Origin of the sequence: Candidatus Scalindua japonica (assembly GCF_002443295.1) — a bacterium.
GTDB classification, from domain to species: domain Bacteria; phylum Planctomycetota; class Brocadiia; order Brocadiales; family Scalinduaceae; genus Scalindua; species Scalindua japonica.
Genome location: NZ_BAOS01000028.1, coordinates 270,797 through 289,772, shown reverse-complemented (window position 1 = coordinate 289,772; position 18,976 = coordinate 270,797). Strand labels below are relative to the sequence as shown.

At 40.5% G+C, this 18,976-nt stretch carries 14 protein-coding genes; 10 read left to right on the top strand and 4 right to left on the bottom strand.

All coding sequences use genetic code 11. The features are described from left to right. The first annotated feature begins 379 nt into the window (after window positions 1-379). The 3 genes from SCALIN_RS15810 (at window position 380) to SCALIN_RS15800 (ending at window position 5,075) form a co-directional block, all read left to right on the top strand. Window positions 380-1,648, top strand: a complete 1,269-nt coding sequence (locus tag SCALIN_RS15810; protein WP_096895422.1) for a metallophosphoesterase family protein — start codon at window positions 380-382, stop codon at window positions 1,646-1,648. Beyond that, on the top strand, window positions 1,648-4,449 hold the full coding sequence (locus tag SCALIN_RS15805) for an ATP-binding protein (protein ID WP_096895421.1): 2,802 nt from the start codon (window positions 1,648-1,650) through the stop codon (window positions 4,447-4,449). The genes SCALIN_RS15810 and SCALIN_RS15805 overlap by 1 nt, the downstream gene beginning before the upstream one ends. 188 nt (window positions 4,450-4,637) lie before the next feature. Next, window positions 4,638-5,075 carry a hypothetical protein gene (locus SCALIN_RS15800; RefSeq protein WP_096895420.1) on the top strand — a complete coding sequence of 146 codons (438 nt, stop codon included), beginning with the start codon at window positions 4,638-4,640 and terminating at the stop codon, window positions 5,073-5,075. A 305-nt stretch (window positions 5,076-5,380) separates the two neighbouring features. Here the strand turns inward: SCALIN_RS15800 and SCALIN_RS15795 are convergent, their stop codons facing one another. After that, the gene (locus SCALIN_RS15795; protein WP_096895419.1) at window positions 5,381-5,581 is read right to left on the bottom strand and encodes a cold-shock protein; all 201 of its coding nucleotides are present in this window, start codon (window positions 5,579-5,581) and stop codon (window positions 5,381-5,383) included. A gap of 536 nt (window positions 5,582-6,117) precedes the next feature. Here SCALIN_RS15795 and SCALIN_RS15790 point away from each other — a divergent pair. From SCALIN_RS15790 to SCALIN_RS15780, 3 genes are all read left to right on the top strand, one after another. Next, the gene (locus tag SCALIN_RS15790) at window positions 6,118-6,381 is read left to right on the top strand and encodes a DUF4177 domain-containing protein (RefSeq protein ID WP_096895418.1); all 264 of its coding nucleotides are present in this window, start codon (window positions 6,118-6,120) and stop codon (window positions 6,379-6,381) included. A gap of 46 nt (window positions 6,382-6,427) precedes the next feature. Continuing rightward, window positions 6,428-6,868 (top strand): universal stress protein, encoded by a 441-nt coding sequence (locus tag SCALIN_RS15785; RefSeq protein ID WP_096895417.1) that lies wholly within the window; start codon window positions 6,428-6,430, stop codon window positions 6,866-6,868. A 231-nt stretch (window positions 6,869-7,099) separates the two neighbouring features. Beyond that, window positions 7,100-7,537, top strand: a complete 438-nt coding sequence (locus SCALIN_RS15780; protein ID WP_096895416.1) for a hypothetical protein — start codon at window positions 7,100-7,102, stop codon at window positions 7,535-7,537. Between the two features lie 514 nt (window positions 7,538-8,051). Here SCALIN_RS15780 and SCALIN_RS15775 read toward each other — a convergent pair. After that, window positions 8,052-8,612: a hypothetical protein gene (locus tag SCALIN_RS15775; RefSeq protein ID WP_096895415.1), complete on the bottom strand. Its 561-nt coding sequence runs from the start codon at window positions 8,610-8,612 to the stop codon at window positions 8,052-8,054. Between the two features lie 460 nt (window positions 8,613-9,072). Here SCALIN_RS15775 and SCALIN_RS15765 point away from each other — a divergent pair, with 460 nt between their 5' ends. Beyond that, a complete protein-coding gene (locus SCALIN_RS15765) occupies window positions 9,073-11,034 on the top strand; it encodes a molybdopterin-containing oxidoreductase family protein (RefSeq protein WP_133111959.1) in 1,962 nt (653 codons plus the stop codon). A 42-nt stretch (window positions 11,035-11,076) separates the two neighbouring features. On the opposite strand, the gene SCALIN_RS15760 is transcribed toward SCALIN_RS15765, so the two are convergent. After that, entirely contained in the window at window positions 11,077-12,105 is a 1,029-nt protein-coding gene (locus tag SCALIN_RS15760) for a potassium channel family protein (RefSeq protein ID WP_096895412.1), read from the bottom strand. 128 nt (window positions 12,106-12,233) lie between these two features. Further along, window positions 12,234-14,495: an aconitate hydratase gene (locus SCALIN_RS15755; RefSeq protein WP_096895411.1), complete on the bottom strand. Its 2,262-nt coding sequence runs from the start codon at window positions 14,493-14,495 to the stop codon at window positions 12,234-12,236. Window positions 14,496-14,604: 109 nt separating this feature from the next. Between SCALIN_RS15755 and SCALIN_RS15750 the strand changes: the two genes are divergently transcribed. The 3 genes from SCALIN_RS15750 (at window position 14,605) to SCALIN_RS15740 (ending at window position 18,961) form a co-directional block, all read left to right on the top strand. Further along, entirely contained in the window at window positions 14,605-15,447 is an 843-nt protein-coding gene (locus tag SCALIN_RS15750; RefSeq protein ID WP_096895410.1) for an MBL fold metallo-hydrolase, read from the top strand. Window positions 15,448-15,570: 123 nt separating this feature from the next. Next, window positions 15,571-16,320, top strand: a complete 750-nt coding sequence (locus SCALIN_RS15745; protein ID WP_096895409.1) for an SDR family oxidoreductase — start codon at window positions 15,571-15,573, stop codon at window positions 16,318-16,320. A 184-nt stretch (window positions 16,321-16,504) separates the two neighbouring features. Next, window positions 16,505-18,961, top strand: coding sequence for an ATP-dependent Clp protease ATP-binding subunit (locus SCALIN_RS15740; protein WP_096895408.1), 2,457 nt, complete (start codon window positions 16,505-16,507; stop codon window positions 18,959-18,961). Window positions 18,962-18,976 lie beyond the last annotated feature (15 nt).

The following is an 18,976-nucleotide window of genomic DNA, read 5'->3' as shown; positions in this document are numbered from 1 at the left end:
TCTGTATGAAAATCTGTGTTAAGCCAAGAACTTAATTGTCCCCTAACATCTGCATGATGAGCACTAAACCCTGTAAGAATTTTTTTCCCAATGACATTCATTTATTTTTTTATTGACCATAATCATGTTGATACAAATGTTCCCTTTATGGGAATATTTGTATCACTAAATCTACCAACTGTCAATAGAAAAAATCTGCGAGTATTTAAATAGCGTCTATAACTAACAACTTATCCATTATGTTCAAACTGCTTTCTTAATAGCTAAACTAGACAAGCATATTTCTTTCTGATATAGTTTGTTCGTTAAACAAAAAAGACAATGTTGTTACAGAAAGATATATTTCTTTATTTCCGACCATCCGTCATCCTGTCTAATAATGAAAATTAAACTCATACACTGTGCCGACCTGCACCTGGACAGCCCTTTTCAGGGACTGACCACAAAAGAACCCTCTCTGGCAGACAGGTTCAAACATTCCACTAATGAAGCGTTCGTTAAAATTATAGACCTGTGCCTGGCAGAGAAAGTTGATTTCCTTACTATTGGCGGTGATACTTTTGACGGAGCGGACAGGAGTCTGAGCGCGCAAATCCTTCTGAGAGATCAGTTTGAGAGACTGTATAAAGCTGACATTCCCGTTATCATCGTAGCAGGTAATCACGACCCCATGCCAGACTGGTTGACAGAAATAAAATACCCGAACAACGTACACCTCCTTGGTGGCGATAAAGTTGAAAGTATCCCAATCGAAAAGAATGGTAAGGTGATTACTAGAATATATGGGACCAGTTACAAGGTAAGTGAAGTGACAGAAAACCTCTCACTGAAACTTCAAGCCAAGGAAAAAGATACTGTTTCTATTGGTCTGCTCCATGCAAACGTTGGTTCAAGAAAAGGCCATGCCCCTTATGCTCCCTGTTCATTAAATGATCTGAAGGAAAACAACATGGACATATGGTTACTCGGCCACATCCACACAACTGAGGTCCTTTGCAAAGACCCTCTTATACTCTATCCCGGAAATATTCAGGGCAGACACATAAACGAAGATGGACCAAGAGGTTGTTATATTATAAAGATAGATTCAAACCGTAAAATATCATATGAATTCAAACCTGTTCACAATATTCTGTGGAAACAGGAAGAGATGAATATAAAGGATATTATGACAACAGTTGAGTTGACAGAGCTATTGTTGGACAAATGTGAGGAAGAACTTTCAAAACTTAATAATGATGAAAAAGGGATTGTTGTGAGATGGAGACTTACCGGGCCATCACCACTTTATCACGAATTAACCATGACAGATAAGATAGAAGAGACAAAAGAGATACTGGTTGCACGTTTTTTTAACCAGGCCCCCTTTATCTTTCCAGAATCAATACGATTAAAAATCAGGCCTGAGAGGCAAAAGAAGGATTATATTAATCAGGAAAATTTTATTGGTGATTTCCTGAGACTTGCCGGGAAAGTAGAAAATGATGATCAAATGAAGAACGAGTTACTTAAGATACTTAATCAGCCATTATCAAACAGGACTATAAGAAAATATCTTGAAGAGATTGATGAAAATGAGCTGTTAACTATCCTGGAAGATTCGGTAAATCTGGGCATTGATCTGTTATCGGGAGATAAGTCGAGCTAATGAAATTCATAAGAGTATACATTGACGGATACGGAAAGTTTCATAACCTGGACTTTTCTTTTGCACCGGGATTTAACCTCATATTTGGTCCCAATGAGGCAGGAAAGACAACGATGATGTCATTTCTAAGGACAGTGTTCTTTGGGTTTCCTGGAAAGAAGAATGCCTCTGACCGCTACGAACCTCTGGCAGGCGGAACCCATGGAGGAAGACTGGAACTGGAGACAACAGATAAAAAGAGGTTCTCTGTATCTATAAAACCCGGCAGGACACTTGCCGGTGAAATAAATATCCTCAATGGAGACGGTACTGAATTGTCAGGTGAAAGCGCAAGGAAGAGTTTACAAGCAGCTCTGCATGGTGTCAGCGAGAGTATATACAAGAATGTATTTGCCTTCAGCCTGACGGAACTGCAGCAATTAGATTCATTAGAAAATGAAGAGATAAACGCGCATATTTATTCAGCAGGCACAGGAATCGGAGATGTTACCCTGCCGGATATACTAAAGAGTGTTAATGCACAGAAAAACAAGATATACAAGCATGGCGGAGCCGCTCAAATAGTACCCAGAATTACAAAAGAACTTGAAAGAGTCCGGGCTGAAATATCAGATATTAAAAAAGATCTGGAAAGATATAAAACGACAATCTCGAAAATTGAGAAACTGAGAAAAGAACAGACAAATCTATCCAATATTATTGATAACAAAAGAAGAGAAAAAGAGAAAGCGTCAAGACTGAAGACTGGCAGAGACAATGTCAAGGAACTCAAAGAGATAGAAAAACAGACTGCCACTTTACCGTTTGTAGTCGAAAAATTCCCTCTGGATGGAGCCGAAAGGCTGGAGAAGCTGGAAGACAAATTAACAGAAAGAAGAGAAGAACTACAGCAACAGAACAATGAGATTAAAAAGCTCAGTACTCAGGCAGATTCAATACATATAGACAATAAAATTTTAGAGTCTGAATCCATGATTAGCTCTCTGGTCGAAGATTACTCAGCCGAAGCAGAAAACATAAAAAGAAAAGATCGAATCATATCAAACACAAACTCACTTAAAACGGAAGTAGAAAACGCAATCACTGACATAGGCACAGATTGGAATGAAGATAGGGTGACAGCAATAGATGTAGGTAACGAAACTCTTCAGAACATAAGGGTTTTGTCTGAAGGAATTTCAAATAGCCAAATGAGTGTTGAGAAATCGGCAAACAACCTTGTCCAGGAGAAAAAAAACAGAGACGAATCCACTAGAGAATTTGAAACATTCTCTCGTCAACTGGAGAGGGTCAGACCGGCAACACAATTCAAGTTTATACTGATCTTTGGAATTCCAATAGCATTAGGACTGGGAGCATTCTGCTGGATAACCTTTAAACCAATTTCCGGGATCATGGCTGCGGTTTTGGGAATCACAGCCATTGCCGCCCTCTATTATGTTTACTATAAATCAGCAGCAGTCACACTAGAAGAATCAAAAGAGCAACTGTCGAATATTATGGAGTCGAAGAAACAATCTATCGAGAAAGCAGAGATAGCTCTTTCTGGAGCAAAGGATGAATATCAGCAAACAGTTGCTAAATGGCAGGATTGGCTTAGAAACCGTGGATTTAGCATCGAACTGGACAGGAACGGAATCTTCGCGCTTATTGAATCTGTCAGGAGGATCAAGGAACTGATAAGAAAAAAAGAAGAGGCGGAAAACGAGCTGCAACAGGTCAACAAGAGGGCCCACAAATACCTTGACCGTATCAATACAATCTTAAAACAGTGTAACCTGAAAACCGCATCGCCCGACAACATTACTCAATCAGTCCACTTATTAAACAATACATTAAAAGAACAGAAGAGACTTAAGGAAAAGAAGGGGCAGCTTGAAGAACACACAGAGGGACTTAAAGTCCGGGAAAAGACAACCCGTGATATCATTACTGAAATAGAAAAGAAGATTGAAAATCTGATACTCGAAGGCTGCGCTGGAAATGTAGGAGAATTCAGGAAACACTCAAATATTGTGCACAAAAGAGAGAAATTACGGGAGCGAAAGAACATCCTTGAAATACAACTCGCAAGATTGATTGGCAGCACACCTGAAGTTGAAAAATTTAAGAAAGAAGTTGCCTCTGAATCTGATCCTGTAATAACTGACCAATCTATAGACAGACTGCAGAAAGAGATAACCCAACAGGAACTGGAATTTTCTGACATCATGCAGGAGATGGGAGCAAAGACAAATCAAATTTCTGAACTGGAAAAAAATGAAAGACTGGGAGAGCTGAGGCTGGAAGAAGAGAACCTCAAGGCAAGGCTAAGGGAAGCCCTTTCAGAATGGTCTGTAAATGCACTGTGTCATACATTATTAAAAAGGGCAATGACTATTTATGAAAGAGAACGGCAGCCATTTGTCCTTAAGCACGCGGGACGCTATCTAAATAAGATTACGAGGAGACGATATATTCGCATAATCAGGAAAGCTGACGGCAACAACCTGGTAGTCGAAACACCGGAAGGTCTGCAAAAAAACGTATCTGCACTCAGCAGAGGAACGGCGGAACAGCTTTACCTTTCAATGAGATTGGCCTTTATAAAGGAGTACGCCGGTAGAGTGGGGACTCTGCCTCTGATAGTTGATGATATCCTTGTAAACTTCGACCCTCAGAGGGCAAAAACAACTATCCGGTTATTGAACGAGGTATCAAAAGAGAACCAGATCGTAATGTTCACCTGCCACCCCAACACTGTAGAACTGTGCAGGAAAGAGATAAATGATTTTAAAAGACCTGTTATTATGGATACATAGAGTAATGAGTACAACCAGAGGCAGATTTACTTTATGTGAAGCGAACCAGGCAACTTCCTGCTTTCACAACTCAGTCCTCGTTTATTTACTATTAGAAATTTTTTAATTAGATATGAACCTTTTTACAGAAATCTTTGTTATATACTATAATTCAATATTTTTTTATTAATTTAACAGGGAGAAAATAAATGGTGAGTAAGCTTAAGTTATTGCTTATGTTTGTTACGGTAGTAGGTGTTTCAGGTATGGTACTGAATATTACAGGGATTAGCTCACAGGCGTATGCGCAGGATGCTACAACTGCCAAGTCAAAAGAGTGCCCTTTAGACAAACCCGGAAGGTGTTCCAGCAACATCGACTGCAATAAAAAAACTAAATGTAACAAGGAAGGAGGCTGCAATATTGATAAAATGATGGACCTCACCCGTTGCGCGAAAAAGGAACTATTAAAAGAGAAGATCAAAGCAAATCTGGAGAAAAAAATGGGAGCTAAAATGGATAAAGTCGCGGATCTCCTGGTGAACGCCATGCTTGAAGAATATAAATCTTCAATGGAAAACAAAGCACAGAGAACCGCACTTGAAAAGAATATAAGGGAAGTATTAAGTGGAACAGATAAGCAGTAAAATCGGGTTTACAAACATTAGCAACAAACCTGTTTTTTTGAATACAATTTTGCATTAACAAAATAGATTCCACATGAGGCAGACCCGGACACCCTTTATCACAAAGAACAGTTTGCGGGTTATATCCAACTGAACCAGCTAACCTGCTCGTATGTATTGTACGGTACGAGCAGGTTAGCATTCAGACCTGATCATTCTTTCTCAGTATCGACAAAACATTCTCAATTCATTAAGCACGCATAAAAAAACCCCCGATACCCCTTTATGGAAATTGAGTTCTTTATTATAACGATTATACTATAGCCTTATAATTTGACAACGTTTGATGCCTTACTACCCTTTTCGTCTTGTTCAATGTCGAACTCTACTTTGTCTCCTTCTGAAAGGCTCTTAAAGCCCTCAGCCTGGATTGCGGTATGGTGTACAAAGACGTCATCGCCTTCCTCTGGCGTAATAAAACCATAACCCTTAGAATCGTTAAACCACTTTACTGTTCCGGTCGCCATATTGAAAACCACTCCCTTCAAAAATAGAAAAAATTAAAATAAAAAAAAGGCGGTAAGATTGGAAAACCTTACCGCCTAATAATATATATTACATTACATATAATCTGACGCTACAGTACAACCAACTTTCGCGGATGTAAAAGTATCAAACATTAATTATAAAAAACATTAATTATAAAATCAAGAGAAAATAATATATATTACAGCGACAGATGGTTTGATAAATTGATAATTACTTTTTGACACTCATGACTGACAGATATTTTTCCTGTTGATTTTATTAAACAACCACACTATTATTAACCTCAGTATATCTACATTATTCAAGAACACCCTCTCATCTAGACATATTGAAGGTCAGATGTCTAGCAAAATTCATACGTATGAATTTATGTGCACAGCACATTAGTTTTCTATTATAATTATATGGTTCTGCCCAACATAATTTTTGGCAAATAGTTATAATTACTTTTGAATTAGAGAAACCAATTATGCCAACACGGTATACCTGACCCGTAATTTAAAGGAGGATAAAAATGAAAAAGAATTATTGGTGGTTGATGGTAGTAATGGTATTTGTGGTTAGTTTTATGATTTCCAGTGCATTCGTACACGCACAGACGGATAATACCGAAACACAATGGGAATATAAAATTGTATACGCAAAAGATAAAGGATCTATGAAACAACAAGTCAAACAAGACCTGCCGGCTCTTAATGAACTTGGCAGGAAAGGATGGGAGCTTGTTACTGTACAATATAGCAATTATTATTTTAAAAGAAAAATCAGGAAAAAATAAAAAAATTTATCGTCTCCCTTTTTAATGCTGATGAAAGGATTATAAGATGAACATTTTGGTTGCAATCGACTTGTCCAGTGCCTCTGAAAAAATATTAGATAAAGCAAAAACTCTGGCATTGGCCTTGCCTGCCAAAGTATGCTTACTCCACGTTGTTGAAGAGGACCCCGATTTCCTGGACGAGGAACTCAACCCTCAAGACACAAATAACCAGGGCCAACAGAAGTTTCCTCAGGAACATAATGGACTACAACAAGAGGTTGAGAAACTCAGGAAATCAGGAGCAGACACAAAAGGGCTCCTCGCGCAAGGTACTGTTGTCGATGTTATTCTTCAGAAATCAAAACAGTTGAACACTGACATTATTATTATTGGTACACACGGACATGGGGGCGTCCATCACATGATTTTTGGCAGCGTCAGTGAAGGAGTGCTGCGAAGTACTTCCTGCCCCGTCCTTGTAATACCAACGCATAACAGGAAATAATTATTCACCGAAAAGTCGCGAAAAGTAAAGACTGGCCCTGGTTCAATCTAAAGGATTGAACCAGTAATACCAAATGCCCATTCTTTCCCCCTGGTCCAACTGAGCAGTAAGAGATGAGACTGCTTGTAGTTGTACATGTACTGTTGATTGCTTCTAAATTTTTATTTTATTTGATTTTCTTTGCGTTCTCTGCGACTTTGCGGTGAATCATTTTTTATACTGGATAAACCTATGAAAATAACCCCCTTTGAAAAATTCATACTGATAAGCCTTTACAACCTCTGGAAAGAGTACGGCACCAGCAAAGTAAAAACCTTTGAAGCATTGATAGAAGAGTACGAGTTTAAAGAGACAAATATCAGAAAGCCTATGAAAACACTCATTACAGCAGGACTTGTTGACGGTGATTCATACAGTGCGTGGATAACGCCAAAAGGCGTCCGTCAGATGGAAGCTGCCATGCCTTCCGATAAAAACACCACTGCCAGGGAAGGCAGTGCACAAACCAGTATCACAATGGTTTTTCTCAAAAACTTCGAACAGGCAATCGGCAAATCTGAACTCCAGTCACCCGAAAGAGAGATATGGCTGCACGGTATAACACAAATCAGCCAGAACCCGATACTCCTTAAAACTTTGGAAACCGCGCTTAAAAATACAATAGAGTAATTTGTCTACGCAAATAACACATAGGGGCCGTTCAGGGAAACGGGCCCTACGATATTGAAGCTTTAAAAACAGGACTTGTGACCTGAATGAATACTCAATCTCTGTCGTTTCCTTCAATAACCTACTTAATGACGGAGGAAGCATAGGTGGAGATAAGGTTATACATACACTTTAAGCTATAGCCCTTTTACCCTTTGTTTTTATTTTTTACTTACCGCCGAAGTCGGTCGGATTAGAAATTCTAAAATCGCAGACACGAATTATATTAATTTGCACAAATTTATTATCGGCTAGTCCAGGCTTGTCAGTTCGAAATGTCTTTCTGGAGGGTAGCCTGGATCTAAACATTCAGATCCAATCAACATGATTTGACCTGCGACTGATATCATATTTGGCTGGTCATTTTTGATTTTCCTTCCTGAGTACATCTACCGCTTGTCCTCCAGTCTGTTGAGCGGGTGTCGATGCTATAAAAAATACAGTAACACGATTACTGCACTTCATAGCTTTGTTTTCACGGTTTCATTGTTTCAATATTTCCACCGCAGTATACGTTGTTTGCAATAGCGGCCTCTATAGCCAACCTGGCTATCTCCTCAGAACTCTTTTCCTGATCATACAGTACGTGCATTGCTCCAATTGCGTAATCACGACCGGCACCGATAGCATAAAATTTCTGAAACTCTGTTACACACATATTTGAAGAAACAAAAAATATTCTTTTTTTTGTGGCTATCAGGAATGATGAATCGAGTTCACCAAATGGAGAGTCAGCATCATCACATTGGTTATTAACAAATGAGTATTTCTGATGTAAGACAGGCCAGAAATTTTTAAAAAAAAGAAAAACCTGCTGTTTTGTTGCTAACCTGACTGTTTTTTTACCTTTCAGATAGTCATCCAGGATGTTGTCATACAGTCCCCAACCGGCACCGGCAAGTATCGCAGATCCTATCTGCCTCAGTTTAGACTCATATAGATTATCAATATCCGCCATATTAGCATCGAAGCACTGTAATGTATCCGCACCAATAACAACTTTATTGTCTTTCTTAACTACTACTGCAATAGACATTATCTTCTCCCGGAAAACCTGCAATATTTATGAGGACCAACTTGATAAGTACTTATCCGCATACCGTCTCAGTATAGAAAAAAACAGTTATAAATAGTACTAAAAAAAATTTATTCCAGATTGTTAACGATCCAAGTCCAATCATAATGAGCGGACATGCCAATCTTAAAGTGCCGGTTTCCCTACACGGGCCTTTTGACAAAGGCCATACCATTAATAGGAATTCCAGCAAAGTCCTTTGGCCTGATCGACTTGTCATTTCCGCCAAAAGGCCCGTCGGACAAGCAGGCGGGGAAAGGGGACCTACGGGATTGGTCACATGCCCCATATCATTCCGTTATCCTTTTAAAATATTTTTCTTATACCCCTCAGAATATGATAGAATGCTACCTATTATATCAATGAAACAGGGGCAATTCATGAATTGCCTCTACATAAATTTAATAAAATAAATAAGACCATGAAAACATATTTCAATACATGCCCAAGGGACTGTTACGATACCTGTGCCATGATTACCACAGTAGAAGGTGACAAAGCGGTCAAGCTTCAAGGCAATCCTAAACACCCTGTAACACAGGGGTTTCTCTGCTGGAAGATACAGAACGGTTTAAAATTTGTATATTCACCCGAACGGCTGAAACGACCTCTTAAAAGAGTGGGCAAAAAAGGATCAGATAATTTCAGGGAAATTACATGGGAAGAAGCTTACAAAGAGATTGCGTATCAGATGGAGAACACCCTGACCAGACACGGGGCCGAAGCGATATTGCCGTTCCACTATTATGGCCATATGGGACTGCTTAATAAGCAACTTCCCCAGCGGATTTTCACTACACTTGGCACCAGCAATTGCTCACCTACAGTATGTTCAAACGCGGGAAGAACAGCCATGCAGTATGTATACGGAGGGTTTTGGGGCCTTGATCCGGAAGAGATAAATTCATCTAAACTAATTATCTTCTGGGGGCTGAACGGGCCATGGAGCAATCTGCACGGATATAACATGGTAAAGGAAGCTGTTCGTAACGGTGCGAAGTTCTATGTAATCGACCCATTGAAAACAGGCAAGCTCGGCAAACACCTTGCCATTAAGCCAAACACCGATGGTGCACTTGCACTTGGAATCGCAAATTATCTGATAACTAAAAACATGTACGACAAAGAGCATGTAGAGAAATATACACATGGTTTTGAACAGTTCAAAGATGTGGCAAAAGATTTTAACCTTGAAAGGGTGTCAAAAATAACGGACTTAGCGGTAGATGACATAAGAGAATTGGCAGACGATCTATATCGAATAAGGCCAAACTTTATTCACCTGGGATTCGGTATTCAAAAACATCTTTACGGCGGTGAGGCTGCAAGGACTATCGCCCTGCTTCCACCCCTGGTTGGAGGATACAGAGTTCATTATAGCAATACTGACAGAGAAATAGACCTTGCCTTTCTCCAGGGAAAACACCTTATCAGACCGGAAGGAGCTAAAACCCAGAAAATGCGTAACATGGCACAATTGGGAAAATTACTTGATGCCGAGGAGTTAAAATTTCTTTTTGTCTTCAATACCAACCCCCTGGTAAATCTACCAAACCAGGCGCTGGTAAGGAAGGGTATGGAGAGTGAAGACCTCTTTACGGTTGTACACGACATCTTTTTAAATGATACCTGCAGCTACGCTGACATTGTCCTGCCTGCCCCTAGTTTCCTGGAATCATTTGATATCCATGTGTGTTATTATCATAACTATCTCTCCGTAAACCAGAAGGCAATTGAACCACTTGGCGAGTCAAAACCAAACTACCAGGTCTTTAAGGAACTCTCTGAAGCTCTCGGCATGAATACAAAAGAATTGTTCCCTCCAGAACGTGAAGTGGCCGAAGAGTTCCTGTGCAGAAGTAAGGGTGTTGATTTTACTCTGAAGGATCTTGAACAGGATGGTTTCTGTAAGATGCAACCCAGACCTCAGGATGAATATCTCACTCCATCAGGCAAAATCGAGATGTACTCTCAACTTGCCGAAAAAGCCAAACTTCCACCTTTACCCGGTTATTACAAAGAGAACAAGAGTCCATTCCCTTTCCAATTCCTGACGGTAAACCATAAGCGTATCACACGTTCTCAATTTCATAATATCTGGAAAAAAGAGATAGAACCCATTGTCCTGATTAATGATAAAGACGCGAGAGACAAAGATATAAAGGAAGGAGATTGGGTGATATTAAAGAACGACCAGGATACTTTGAACATGAAAGCACGTCTGACAAAGGATATAAAAAGGGGAGTTACCTTAGCATATGGTGGTCTGTGGTCTAAGCTATGCGAAGGTAAAGGCGCTAATACTCTGACCCCGGATGTTGTTCAGGATTTTGGAGGCAATGCAACATATAATTCTACTTACGTTGAAATAGAAAAGTTGTGAAAGAACAGGAAAGGGGCTGATTCGTTTCCGTACAGAAACGAATCAGTGTGAATTTGTGCCTCTCTTCCCCCTGGCCATATCTTCAAACTGAGTAAAGTGGTCCGGTTCTCCTATCACCGCTACCTTGTCACCTACCTCTATCAGTGTATGAGCACGAGGGTTAAAGAACATTTTTCCATTATTTTTTCTCAGCGCCACGATTACGACCCAGTTTTTTGCCCTGATATCCGCTTCCTTGATGGTTTTACCCGCCAATGCCGACGCATCTTCCACTACCACCTCTTCTATTTGAATTTCCATATTACCGGTCTTTGCCGTTAACTCCAGGAAGTCTACCACCGTTGGTTTAAGTATGGTATGGGCCATTCTGAGGCCTCCAATATGATATGGAGAAACGACCTTATCCGCACCAGCCCTTGTCAGCTTATAATCCGCACCCTCATCATTTGCCCTTGCAACTATAAACAGGTCTTTATTAAGACCCCTTGCACTGAGCACAACGTAAAGGTTCTGGGGATCTGAATCAAGAACTGATATGAGACCCTTTGCTCTCTCTATACCAACATCTTTAAGTAACTCGTCTCTTGTCGCATCTCCATAGACAACGATAACATCTCCATCTATATCTAGCCCTTGTCCTTCTTTTTCTACAACAACAAATGGAATCCCCTTTATCTCAAATTCCTTGCTGATTACCTTCCCCATGCGGCCGTAACCGCAGATAATGTAGTGGTTTTCCAACGACCCTAATGCCTTCTTCAATTTTCTCCTCCCGAATACATCCCGAAATTCACCTTCAAATATAGCCTTTAATCCATAATTTACTGCAAATGCGACAACTCCGAGGCTAAAAAATATCAAGCCGATAGTAAAGGCCTTTCCAGCTTTTGAAAGTGGTTCTATTTCATGAAACCCTACCGTTGAAAGAGTAATAACTGTCATGTACAGCGAGTCAAAAACTCGCCATCCCTCAATAAAATAGTAACCCGCAGTACCAGACGATAAAACAATAATAAAAAGGACCAGGGTCAGAATCAGCTTGTTTCTAAATGTGTTTGCACTATCTTTCATTAAGGATGGGAAATTATGAAATTAGATTTTGTATCAAAAAATGATTCATGCAGTTGATGTTATTTACGATCTGTTCGATCAAAAACTACTATAATCCGGATCATAAGTCAAGGATTTCCCCTGTAACATTACCCCTCTAGATCTCTAGCAATTTTATTTAATGCGGAACCTGTACGGAACCATTCTATCTGCTGATCTGACATGGTATGTTTAGTTTCTATACTATCTTCTGTTCCGTCACTGTGTTTGATTTTAACGGAAACATTTTTGCCTGGAGCCAGGCCCTCCAGACCTGTGATTGACACCTTGTCATCCTCACAGAACTTTTCATAGTCCGCCGGGTTAACAAATGTCAGGGGAAGGACGCCCTGCTTCTTTAAATTAGTTTCGTGGATCCGGGCGAATGAGCGGACGATTACCGCGGCAGCGCCAAGGAACCTTGGAGACATGGCAGCATGCTCACGTGAAGAGCCCTCTCCATAGTTTTCATCACCTGCAACAACCCATGAAACTCCACGCTCCTTGTAATCACGAGCAATATCTGAGAACCTTATACCGCGTTTTCCTGTGAACTGATTCTTACCTGTACCAACCGAACCATCAAACGCGTTCACAGTGCCAGAAAATGCATTGTCAGAGATACGATCCAGATGTCCTCTGAACTTTAACCATGGCCCAGCTGGAGAAATATGATCGGTTGTACATTTCCCTGAAGCTTTTAATAATAAAGGAACATCGACAAAATCATTACCATCCCATGGCAAAAAAGGAGCCAATACCTGAAGACGTTCTGACTCCGGATTTATAACAATTTCCACTTTTGACCCATCATCCTCAGGCGGAACATATCCTTTGCCGCAGCCGGTAAATCCGGCAGACGGCAACTCTTCTGCAGATGGTTCTTCCAACATTACTTCCTGCCCGGATACTGTTTTCAGCTTATCTTTTAATGGATTGAAAGAGAGAGAACCTGAGAAGGCATATGCAGTTACGAGTTCAGGAGAGCAGATAAATGAGAGTGTCTCCTTATTTCCATCATTACGGGCGCGAAAATTTCTATTATAAGAGTTAACAATGGTGTTTCTCTCACCTTCTCCAATATCCGTCCGTTTCCACTGACCTATACACGGACCACAGGCATTGGCCAGTTCGGTTGCACCGGCATCAGTCAGGGCTTTCATCTGCCCATCACGTTTAATAGTATCTTCAATCAGGTTTGATCCCGGTGTCACTAATAGCGGAGCAGACAACTTCAGTCCTTTGACAACAGCATCCTTTGCCACGGCAGCCGCGCGCCCCATGTCCTCATAAGAGGAGTTTGTACATGAACCGATAAGTGCGTATTTAACATTATCCGGATAATCTTCCTTTACTATTTCATCTCTGAACTCTGATACAGAACGCACCTTATCAGGTGTATGAGGGCCGCAGACCAATGGCTCAAGCTCTGTTAAGTTTATTTCTACAATCTTATCATAATATTTTGCAGGATCCGCGTATACCTCTTCATCTGCTCTGAAATACTCTGAATATTCTTCTGCTAAAATAGCTATGTCAGATCTGTCAGTTGCTCTCAGATACTCCAACATCTTTGAATCCAGAGGAAACGTAGATGTTGTGGCGCCGTGCTCCGCTCCCATATTACATATAGTGGCCTTACCCGTACATGAAATCGAAGATGCGCCATCTCCGAAATATTCTACGACAGAACCGGTCCCTCCTTTAACAGTAAGCTCTTTCATTACTCTCAAAATAACGTCCTTGGGAGATGACCATCCTGACAATTTACCGGTTAATTTAATTCCTATAACACCTGGCCACTTTATACCAAATGGCAACCCTACCATAACATCTACAGCATCCGCCCCACCCACACCGATTGCCAGCATACCCAGGCCACCTCCATTTGGAGTGTGTGAGTCGGTACCAATAAGCAGAGCGCCGGGAAAAGCATAATTCTCTAAAACTACCTGATGAATGATCCCTGCCCCCGGATCCCAAAACCCCATACCATATTTTTTAGCGGCTGAAGCAAGAAAGTCATAAACCTCCTTATTTGTCATCTTTGCGGCAGGCAGATCGTCTGAGACACCATGATGCGCCAATATCAGGTGATCACAATGGACGGTAGTCGGTACGTGCACAGACGGCACTCCTGACGATATAAATTGTAATATCGCCATCTGTGCAGTCGCGTCCTGCATAGCAATCCTGTCCGGATATAGATCTACATTAGATTCCTTTCTGGTATATGGCTTTATCTCCTCCAGTTTCATATGCGAATAAAGGGTTTTCTCCGTGAGGGTCAAGCCCCTCCTCAGAACGTCTCGTGCTCTCTGATGTTTTTCTCCTATATCCTTATATAATTTTCTGCATATTTCAATTGTCATATTTTCCCCCTTGTAATGCGCATTTCTTATCTATATATTATAGCAGCAAATGATAATGATACCATAATATGGCATAAGTGCAAGCCTGACAGACGAAAGGAACGGATTTATGAAAATAGGAAATTATGAACTGCATTCGTTAGAGACCGGAAGGTTTGCCCTTGACGGCGGTGCAATGTTTGGGATAGTTCCAAAGGTAATATGGAGCAAGCTACACCCTCCAGATGATCAAAACAGGGTAGAAATGGCCCTCAGATCGCTACTTATTATAGATGATAAACGGAAAATTCTCGTTGATACCGGTATCGGTACTAAGTTATCAGAAAATGATAAGGAAATCTATAAATTAGACCAGACAGAATACAACCTTGAAGCATCCCTGGAAAAATACGATCTGGAGACTAAGGATATAACTGACGTAGTCCTGACCCATCTACATCTGGACCATGTTGGCGGAGCTACTTATTTAAATGGGAACAAACATAAGCTTACGTTTCCAAATGCGTCACATTATGTTCAAAAAACACATCACGAATGGGCATCAAAACCGAGTGAAAAGGACAAAGGCAGTTTTATCACGGAAGATTTCAAGACAATAGAAGGAGAAGGCAAACTACGACTTGTAGATGGATACGCAATGATATTACCAAACATAGATGTCATAATCTACGATGGCCATACTACAGGTCAACAAGTTATAAAAATATCAGACGGAATAAATACACTTGTCTGCTGTGGAGATGTAATACCTTTCACATCTCACATCAGGATACCTTATATAGCGAGTTACGATATCAACCCGATAACGTCAAGTGAAGATAAGGAAAAATTATTGTCAAGGGCCAGTAACGGTGACTGGACTCTGTTCTTTGTACACGACCCTGTTACAGAAGCTGTCAAAGTGGAAAAATCAAAAAAAGGATATACTATAAAAGAAACAATATCTTTATAGTGTTTTTTATTAAAACCCGGCCTCTTGAAAGAGAGGCGTGAAATGCTTACAACCAAAGTTAATTTAATTAGTGTAAATTTGTGAAATTCATATCTATATTTTCCCTAAACAAAAGAGGTTACTTTGAAACTGCAAGGTAAAGTCGCGATAGTTACAGCAGCAAGCAGTGACAGAGGGAGTGCTATCGCCGAACTCCTGGCGTCTGAAGGTGCAGCTGTTACTATTAATTACCTTAAAAACAGGAAGAGAGCAGAATCCGCTTTGAAGAGGATAGAAAGTTGTGGGGGTAAGGCAATGGTGATACAGGCAGACGTAACTGTCAAGGCAAGTGTTAACAAAATGGTTACAGACACCATTAAAAAATTTGGCAGTATAGACATCCTTGTAAACAATGCTCATGGTACCATACAACGAAGAAACTTTAAAGAAACTAAATGGAAAGAGTTCATTGAAAACCTGAACGGCACAATAAAAGGGGCACACAATTGTTGCCAGGCGGTAATTAGTGGGATGCAGAAGAAACAATGGGGAAGGATCATTAATATAATGGACAATATAGTTAATGATCCCGTAAAAGGGTATACCAGCCATACAACAGCCCAGTCAGCACTGGTTGGATTGACGAGGATCCTTGCACTTGAGCTGGGTCATTTTGGTATAACCGTTAACCTGATAAATGCGGGGTTTACTCTAGCGGAAAAGACACCTCATGTACCACCTCGAATACAGAAGGTAATGGCGGAGCAGACACCGCTTAAACGACTTGCAGTGCCAATAGATATTGCCAAAGCTGTCCTCTTCTACACTACTGATTTTTCTGACTTTATAACAGGCAACTGTTTAACAGTTGACGGCGGCAAGACGATGCGTTGATTTAGCATGTTGCATTTGCTCTAATCAATAACAGATACGGATAATCTACATACCTGTACATTATAATCCAGAGCCTTTAAATTATATTTTTCACTTACATTCCTTTCAATCATTTTGTATAAGAAAAGGTTCGTCTCGGAAATAAATCCTACATATTTAATACAATTCAATAAGGAGGTATTAAATGCTGCAAAAATATATTAGATACTGCACAAAAAAGGTATTAGATGCCATAAACATCGGAACTATGGAACTGGTAAACATGAGGCATACTGTTTTTACATCAGAATTTGTGCTTTTAGGATTACTGGTCCAGAATGATTCATCTATCTTTGCAATTATGGAACACCTTAAACTGGATACAGAAGGAATAAGAAAACGTCTTATGGATGACATATTTGCATCTTTAGATAGTCAAACGGCTAATATAGTAACTACTGGTGATGTTCAATTATTAATATCAGGTGAAGTTGAAAAAGTGTTTGAGATTGCTTTGCAGGAAGCAAAAAAGATGGAAGACAAGCTTATCAGTACAGAAGCGTTATTTCTTGCGCTCTTTAATCCACAGTCAGGAAAGACCTCTGAAATTCTCAAAAAAGTCGGCCTGGGACAGGAAAATGTCAGAACGGCTATTCAAGAGATCAGAGGGGGGAGAAAGGTTGTAAATCAGGACGATGAAAGCAAGCTCGATGTATTAAAAGAATATACACTGGATCTGTTAGAACTTGCAAGACAGGGCGAACTGGATCCGGTAATAGGTAGAGAAAAGGAGATAGAGAGGGTGATCCAGATTCTATCGAGACGCAAAAAAAATAATCCCGTCTTAATAGGAGAAGCAGGGGTAGGTAAAACGGTTATTGTTGAAGGCCTTGCCCAGCAGATTGTTGCCGCGGAGGTGCCACAATCGTTACTGTCGAAGAAAATTCTTTCACTTGACATGGCCGCCCTTATTGCGGGAGCCGGTGTCAGAGGCGAATTTGAAGGCAGGCTTAAATCTATCAGGGACTCAATAATAGATGCCGGAGGACGCATTATACTTTTCATCGATGAATTACATACTGTAGTAGGTGTAGGCGGAGGAGCCGGCGGAGGATTGGGCGCTCCGGACATATTAAAGCCGGCATTGGCAAGAGGACAACTACAGTTGATTGGCGCAACTACGTATGATGACTATCGAAAACATATAGAATCGGACAGAGCGCTTGCGAGACGATTTCAGACAGTACAGGTGAATGCTCCCGGAATCGATGATACAAAAAAAATCCTTAATGGACTTAAGCCCTACTACGAAAAACACCATAATATAGATTATACTCCGGAATCATTGGATGCTGCGGCACGCCTTTCCGAACGCTACATTGCAGACAGGGCACAACCTGACAAGGCAATAGACCTCCTGGATGAAGCAGGGTCAAAGAAACATCTTGAAATGCATTACACACCACCTGATATAAAGAAACTGGAAAATGAAAAAAGAACGCAAGAAGCCATTAAAATGGAAGCTTTTGAAAGACAGGACTTTGAGGAGGCGACAAAACATCATGCAGAATTGCAAGACATAGAAAAGCGGCTTATCGCTGAAAAGGAAAAGTGGCAAAGAGAACTAAGCGAGAAGGACTCCTCTGTAACTTCTGAAGATATAGCCGGTGTCGTCTCAAATTGGACTGGTATTCCGGTTTCAAGAATGCTGGAAAGCGAGGCAGACAAGTTATCACACATGGAAGAAAAAATACATGAACGCATAGTCGCCCAGGAAGCCGCCGTAGGAGCAATTGCCGATGCGATAAGGAGGAACAGAGCGGGGATGAGAGAATCTTCAAAACCAATAGGCACCTTCCTGTTTCTAGGCCCAACGGGAGTGGGAAAAACAGAACTGGCAAAAACACTAGCAGAGTTTCTTTTTGATGACGAAACCCGTATTATCAGACTGGACATGTCAGAGTATATGGAACGTCATGAAGTCGCGAAACTTATTGGCGCACCACCAGGTTATGTAGGTTATGGAGAGGGAGGACAGCTTACTGAAAAAATCAAACGTATGCCTTATTCGGTAGTATTGCTTGATGAAGTAGAAAAGGCCCATCCGGATGTATTTAATATGCTCCTCCAGGTACTTGACGAAGGAAGGCTTACTGATGCACAGGGCCACATCATTAGCTTCCGGAATACTATAATCATAGGGACCTCAAACATAGGAAGCGAAAAGCTTGCAGAAAGACATGAAATAGGATTTAAGTCCGGTTCTGGTATAATCAGCCACGATGAAGCAAAGGATATGGTCCTGTCAGAAGTAAAAAAATATTTTAAACCTGAGTTTCTGAATAGATTAGATGATATGATTGTTTTTCACTCTTTAACGAAAAAGCATATGTCACGTATTTTGGACATTCTCCTGAATAAGCTTATAAAGAGGCTGGAGGATGAAGAAATATTCCTTGAAGTAGATTCAAAAACTAAGGAAAAACTGGTAACAGATGGCTTTGAACCACAGTATGGCGCCCGTCCGTTGAAGAGGGCGATTGAACGAGAAATAGAAAACAAATTATCATTATGTTTAGTAAACCGGGAATTTAAATCCGGAGACAAAGTCAAAGCAATAATAAAAGATAAAGAGATAGTTTTTGAAAAGATTTCTATATGAACAATATAAGAAAAC

Excerpts from the sequence above, each read along its gene's own strand:
- SCALIN_RS15805 (WP_096895421.1), top strand. The coding sequence starts at position 1,648 with ATGAAATTCATAAGAGTATACATTGACGGATACGGAAAGTTTCATAAC.
- SCALIN_RS15810 (WP_096895422.1), top strand. The coding sequence starts at position 380 with ATGAAAATTAAACTCATACACTGTGCCGACCTGCACCTGGACAGCCCT.
- SCALIN_RS15780 (WP_096895416.1), top strand. The coding sequence starts at position 7,100 with ATGAAAATAACCCCCTTTGAAAAATTCATACTGATAAGCCTTTACAAC.
- SCALIN_RS15800 (WP_096895420.1), top strand. The coding sequence starts at position 4,638 with ATGGTGAGTAAGCTTAAGTTATTGCTTATGTTTGTTACGGTAGTAGGT.
- SCALIN_RS15760 (WP_096895412.1), bottom strand. The coding sequence starts at position 12,105 with ATGAAAGATAGTGCAAACACATTTAGAAACAAGCTGATTCTGACCCTG.
- SCALIN_RS15775 (WP_096895415.1), bottom strand. The coding sequence starts at position 8,612 with ATGTCTATTGCAGTAGTAGTTAAGAAAGACAATAAAGTTGTTATTGGT.
- SCALIN_RS15740 (WP_096895408.1), top strand. The coding sequence starts at position 16,505 with ATGCTGCAAAAATATATTAGATACTGCACAAAAAAGGTATTAGATGCC.
- SCALIN_RS15790 (WP_096895418.1), top strand. The coding sequence starts at position 6,118 with ATGAAAAAGAATTATTGGTGGTTGATGGTAGTAATGGTATTTGTGGTT.
- SCALIN_RS15755 (WP_096895411.1), bottom strand. The coding sequence starts at position 14,495 with ATGACAATTGAAATATGCAGAAAATTATATAAGGATATAGGAGAAAAA.
- SCALIN_RS15795 (WP_096895419.1), bottom strand. The coding sequence starts at position 5,581 with ATGGCGACCGGAACAGTAAAGTGGTTTAACGATTCTAAGGGTTATGGT.
- SCALIN_RS15750 (WP_096895410.1), top strand. The coding sequence starts at position 14,605 with ATGAAAATAGGAAATTATGAACTGCATTCGTTAGAGACCGGAAGGTTT.
- SCALIN_RS15785 (WP_096895417.1), top strand. The coding sequence starts at position 6,428 with ATGAACATTTTGGTTGCAATCGACTTGTCCAGTGCCTCTGAAAAAATA.
- SCALIN_RS15765 (WP_133111959.1), top strand. The coding sequence starts at position 9,073 with ATGAAAACATATTTCAATACATGCCCAAGGGACTGTTACGATACCTGT.